Raw genomic sequence first — 5,638 nt, 5'->3', positions numbered from 1 at the left:
GCCGCAGCGGGCGACGCCATCCCGAAAGCCAGCAGCGCAGCGCCGAACACGGCCGGAACCGCCAGCCGGAGACCACGCCTCCGGAAACGAGTGAACTTCACCAGTCCATCCTTTCTGGTACCGGTAGAAATGGACACAGAGCGCCGGACGGCCACAGCGTGACCCTCGACCGACGCGGAACCGTGAAGCGGATCCCCGACGAAAAATCCTTGATTCCTCATCGGAGGTTAATACCGAAACAAAGACCGATCAATACATCCCAACCCACAAACATGAAGATCTTTCTGCCTTTGTTATCGACTGCCAGAACGAGTGTCTGCATGCGGTCGATATTGTCACCGGCCGCGCAGTGCCCGAGGCAATCCGACCCTTGTTGGGGGTTGACGGGAACAGAGACGGAACCATCGCGCTCGCCGCCGACCGGTGACGCCTGCAGCGAATCGGCCTAGCCGCGCCCACACCCGGGCAGTGCGGGCGGGGCGGCCGATCCTGGAGACTCCCGGCCCGGATCCGGGGCACGTCGGAAAATCAGCTCACGACACACTCGTCCGGTCAGGGCGAAGTGATCTGCCGTTCCGAAGAGATGATCTCCAACTCCGAAGGGAATTTGACATCCACCTTCCCGGATTGGAAACTCCGGGCGCCCGTGAACCCCGGAATATTGCACGTTGTTTCCGGCGAGATATCCAACGCAGTCGGCGTCCTCATGGAGAAGATCTTGGCCGTGTTGTCATAGGTCCCGGTCATCTCCCCAGGACCTTCCATCAGATTGATGCCGAAGAGGTCGGTCAGCCGGTTCGCTATCCGCAGCGTGCACCGAGTGCCGTTGAAATTAACCGGCACGTTGAGCATCACACCATTTATTCTCGCTTCCAGCAGACCATCGTCTCTTGTGCTGACCATGTTCAGCCACAGCGAGCCTTCCTGGGTGACATCGCCGATCACTTGATGCACATTGCCATCCGACGCCTGGACCTCACATCCCTCCAGGGACATGCCGCCCTTGGCCAGTCTGAAACGCGACTGCCAGTGCGCACGGTCCGTATGGAACCGCATGGTCGCCGAATCGCACCTGAACTGGCCACCGGAAGGTGCCGTCGACCGGTTGAGGATGAACGGCTCCGCGACAGCAGTGATGTTTCCGCCCGGCTTGACGGTAAAGGTTTCGGGAAGCGGGCCGGCACCGTCCACGCAATTGGTTCCTGATCGGACGATGCACCATTGTCCCGATTCGGCATTCGCGTAGTTGCCCGACCCGGACACGGTAGCAGTGAGGATCGGACTGAGATCTTCACCCACTCCACAGCCGGAAAAGGCGGGGACTTCGATGTCTTCGGCGACGACCGTCTGGCCTTCGAGGTACGTCGTCGGCCCGCTTCTCCGAGTCCCCAGGGACCCGCGCGCGGAGAACAGCGTGGGACTTGTCATGCATTTGTCGCCCAGGTCGAGAGGGACCCCGTTCACCTCGGCCTGCCCCGCTTTCACTCGAACGTAGGCTTTGGCGCGGAGCTCCTGCCTTGGTGCACCCGGCAGGGAGGAATCCAGATCAAGCATTTGCATGACCCGCAGATTCCCTGTGATCGGATCATTCTCCCCTGATCCAGGAGTACCGATCTGGACGGTTTCCGCCACGGCCCGTGTCGGCATGAATCCGAAGCCCAGGACGGTCGCGGGAGTCCTGTAGGTCTTGTTAATGAAGTACCCACGAGGTTCGTAATAGTTCGGCCCGGAGAATATGTTACCACTGTGAATTTCGGTCAACACTCGCAAAGAATTTTCCAAAGCAACCGGGACGGCGTTCCCAGTCTTTTTGATATTGACGAATCCGGTCGCTTTGGCGCAATACGCAGTCCCGTTTCCACGGAGTACCTGCACTCCGTCGGGAGGTGACGGGGACTCATAGATCTCCGCCAGCTCAGGATCGTCGTAGTTGATGGCGTACCGGGGATCGGTCCTCGCGGGTGGGAGTTCCTCGCAAAGGTTTTCCTGCGCAGCGGTGGCCTGACGGTTCGGGGCGCTCAACGTACCGGGAGCGGAGGCACTCTCCCCACGCCGCACTCGTACGGTTCCGAGCGCTGTCTCCTTTTCCGCCACGCAACGCAGCGCCAGTTCCGCCGCGTCCTTCCCTGCCGTCGTGCCCTCAGGCGCCAGCGACAGGGCCATTTCCCCGGCAGACCAGGAGAGCCCGCCAGGCGATCTGGGGACCACCGGGGGTGCCACCCCGCTGCCGGTCAGGTGCACGGCTTCGTCACCACGTGGCGGTGCGGCCGCCAGCGCGAATGCCGGCCATCCGCCACGCCGGTCGCCGCCCGGCTCACGAACGGCGACCTTGATCTCCGCAACCCCTCCGAGAGCGGGAGAAGGAGCAGACGATGGGGCGACGCCCGTCACCGGCGGTGACGACGCTCCACTCGGAGAACTCGCCCCGACCTCCTTCACCAGCCCGGAGGGGAGGGCGACGTCGATCTTGATGGTACCCAGTTGGATCGGTTGGCCGACGGTCCCGGACGTCGGGACGGTCGTATCGATCCGCAGGGCCACTTCATGTGTTCCGGCTTTGCCGGAACACACGAACTCGATGTCGGCACCGATGTCCGCGATCGCCGGCGGGACAGCCACCAACGCGCCGCCGCTCACAGTGAGGGCCGCGATCGCCGCGATCCGCGCGACGCCTTTGAACACCTGGTGCATTTCACATCCTTGATCTATGGGAACCGCACCCGGGCGGCAGGCGCCCGGGTGCGGCTTCGGTCACGGCCGTCCCTTGCCTCAGGTGGCGAGGACCGTCAGACCCGGCGTGATCTCGAGGTTGCCGGCGACCGAGACGGAGTCGCCGTCGGCGGCGATGTCGTCGGGGCAGTCGTCGTTGACGTTCTCCAACTCGATGTTGTCGCCCTGGTTGGGCGGCGGCGGCAGCTTGAGCTGGCTGGGTGCGCCGGGACCCGAGCGGTCGACGTGGATGCCCGGGAGGATTCCGACGGCGGTGCCGGCGCCGTTGGCGTCGGACTCACAACCGAGAGCGGGTACCGAGATGTGGATGTCGACTCCCCTCAACTGACCGGGTGTCTCTCCTCCCGAAGTCACGTCCGTGACGTCGAGCATCCACGGATTGGCGGCAGACACGTTCGCCGTCGCGACGGCCGGGTTGCCGAGGACCGTGCACCCGGAGAAGGTCACGCTCGTCACCTTGGCGATACCGGTGGGGGACAGCCCAGGGCCTCCACTCGGAATCTCGCCCTGGGCCACCAGGCTCGTGCAGACCAGGGCCGCTCCGGTGCGGTCATTGGCGCCGATGACGTTCCCGACGTTGGTTGCGGTGATGGAGATGTTGCTACCGGTGGGGTCGATGTCGACGCTGGTCACGGCCGCCGAGGCGGGGGACGCGGTGAGAGCGACGGTGGTGGCCGCGACCGCGGTGGCGGTCAGGGCCGTTCGGGTGATCTTTCGCATGTCAGTTCTTTTCCCTTCGCGGGGGGTGGCTTCTTCTACTCGTAGGGACACTGACCGCGTTCTACAGAACAAACTCCTCCAGGTCGATGGGAGCAGAACCCCGGAAGCAGAACTTCTTCGGCTTCACCACAAGACCACCCGGTCCTGCCGTACTCTTCTCATAATGTACTTGCCAGTAGGGTGCACTTCAAGAGAAAGGAGAGATTCTCTTCGCAGCACTCTCCAGATCATCCATAAAATTGTCATCTCCTTAGTGTCCGATCAAGCTTACTTGTCACTCGCTGCCCCATCCTTACATCAAGGGCTGGTGATCGTCTGGCCCGGTGGTGCCACCCCGTACTGGCCATGGAACGCGATGTCATGGCCTGGCTCGTACAGGGCACCACACCCGGCGCCGGAAGTCGCCTGGATCTCGAGATTGGTGCCGCTCAGGTCGATAGTGCTAATTCCAATGTCGGGGTTTGCATTCGTGTAGGTTGCCGAGATCGTGCCAGACCCTCCACCGGGAGCGCCGATCGTGTACGTGCATCCAAAATGACTGACCGTCACCGCGAAACCGGTTAGAGTACCGGTGGCCACTTGCGTGGCAGCGTTGTAACCGATGGCATTGAACGACCACGGAAGATTGTCAGCCGTGATGGTGTGTCGAACCCCATTGTGGCGCGGCAGCCGTCGAACATCACACTGGTCAGTGTGGCGATACCCGTACCGGGCAGCCCGGCACCACCCGGCATGGTGCCGCTGACCACCGAGCTCGGGCACACAAATGGGCTTACTCCACTGTCCATGTTCGAGGCCATCAGGGGCCGGGTATCGGCCCAGGTGACGGCGCCACCGGGAGTGACCGTCCAGTTGGCGGGCGCCGCGGAGGCGGGGTTGGCCGTGAGGGCGACTGCGGTGGCCGCGGCGGCAGTGGTGGTCACGGCCCTCCGGGTGGGCTTTCGCATGCCGGTGGTCCTCCGATCCGCTTCCGGGTCCGGTTCGTCAGGCGCCGAGGGTGTCGATGGTGGCGATCTTCCATTTGCCGTCGGCGTGGACGGCGTCCACCGCGAAGACGGCGGCGGAGTAACTCGTCTCGTTCTTGTCGGTGCGGGTGTTGCGCTGGTCGGCGAAGACGAGCAGGCGGGCGCGGTCACCGGTGAGTGATTTCACCGCCGAGTCGGTGACCGTTGTGGTGAGAACCTGCTTCTGCTCGGGAGCCTGCTTGCGGACCAGCGCGAAAAGCTGTCCGTACTGCTGGACCGCCTTTCCGGTGAGGAGTTCCCTGGCAGCCTTCTCGGTCTTGGCGACGTCTGCGTAGTTGTAGGAGAACACGGTGTTCACGGCCGTTGTGATCTGGCCTTTGACCTCACTGGTGCGGGCATTGTCGCTCAGTGCGGCGTTGTCTGCGGAGGCGGCTCCCTGCAAGGTGCTCTCTTCGACGGCCGACCATGCTGCCACGCCGCCCAACGCTATTGTCAGCGCGCCGAGAAGGACTACCAGGCGGATACGCGCAGTGCGGGGAAAAGCTCGGCCGATAGTGCTGATCACTGCCATTCGATCTCTCCTCCCCCGGTCAGGGCGTGCCGGTCGGGGCCTGGCCGAGCGCCGACAGTTTCCAGCCGGACGACGTCTTGGTGAGCTGGCCGGCGAAACGGCGGATGTTGTCGGACGGCTTGCCTTCGGCGCCGGTGATGGTGATGCGGACGCCGGCGATGACGCCCGCCTTTCCGGCGCGAGTGTCGAGTTCGGTGAGACCGGATTCGAGGATCTTCGCGGTGCTCGTCGTCTCGGCCTTCCTCACCTCGCTCTCGAGCCGCGAGCGGCCCTTGACGATCTCGTCGTAGAGCTCGGCCGTCGTCGAGTCCTGCCAGACCTTCAACCCGGCGTCCACGTTGCGGTGGTCGAGGGTGTTGAGGTTGACGATCGCCTGGTCGGCGGCCGCGAGGACCTTGTCGCGCTCGGCGGCGTAGGCCAGGTCGGGATTACCCGACGCCGACTGGTACGACCAGCCGAACCAGGCGGCCGCGGCCATCGCGATCAGCGTCACCAGCGAGGCCACCCGGACCAGCGGGTCCCTGGACAGGCGGCGCGGGGCGGGCTCGTCCGGCTCCCCGTCCTCCGCCTGGTCACCGGCTTCCCGTTCCGCCTCGGGTTCGGGCTCCTCGGCCTCCGCCTCCGCTTCCGCGCGCTCGGACTCGGGTTCGGG

5 protein-coding genes are annotated in these 5,638 nt (G+C 64.2%); all 5 read right to left on the bottom strand.

All coding sequences use genetic code 11. The features are described 5' to 3' along the window. Positions 1-552: 552 nt before the first annotated feature. Positions 553-2,691, bottom strand: coding sequence for a DUF6801 domain-containing protein (locus E1281_RS36845; protein ID WP_131884330.1), 2,139 nt, complete (start codon positions 2,689-2,691; stop codon positions 553-555). Positions 2,692-2,769: 78 nt separating this feature from the next. Then, a complete protein-coding gene (locus E1281_RS36840) occupies positions 2,770-3,363 on the bottom strand; it encodes a hypothetical protein (protein WP_131884329.1) in 594 nt (197 codons plus the stop codon). Between the two features lie 384 nt (positions 3,364-3,747). Then, positions 3,748-4,212 carry a hypothetical protein gene (locus E1281_RS36835; protein ID WP_131884328.1) on the bottom strand — a complete coding sequence of 155 codons (465 nt, stop codon included), beginning with the start codon at positions 4,210-4,212 and terminating at the stop codon, positions 3,748-3,750. A 222-nt stretch (positions 4,213-4,434) separates the two neighbouring features. Beyond that, a complete protein-coding gene (locus E1281_RS36830; RefSeq protein WP_207943727.1) occupies positions 4,435-4,986 on the bottom strand; it encodes a hypothetical protein in 552 nt (183 codons plus the stop codon). Between the two features lie 19 nt (positions 4,987-5,005). After that, positions 5,006-5,638 (bottom strand): hypothetical protein (locus E1281_RS41540; protein ID WP_207943726.1); only part of this gene is annotated, 633 nt, incomplete at its 5' end.

This window comes from Actinomadura sp. KC345 (genome assembly GCF_004348515.1).
In the GTDB taxonomy this organism is placed as follows: Bacteria; Actinomycetota; Actinomycetes; order Streptosporangiales; family Streptosporangiaceae; genus Spirillospora.
The sequence above is the reverse complement of the archived record's forward strand: the minus strand, read 5'-3'. Positions and strand labels throughout refer to the sequence as shown.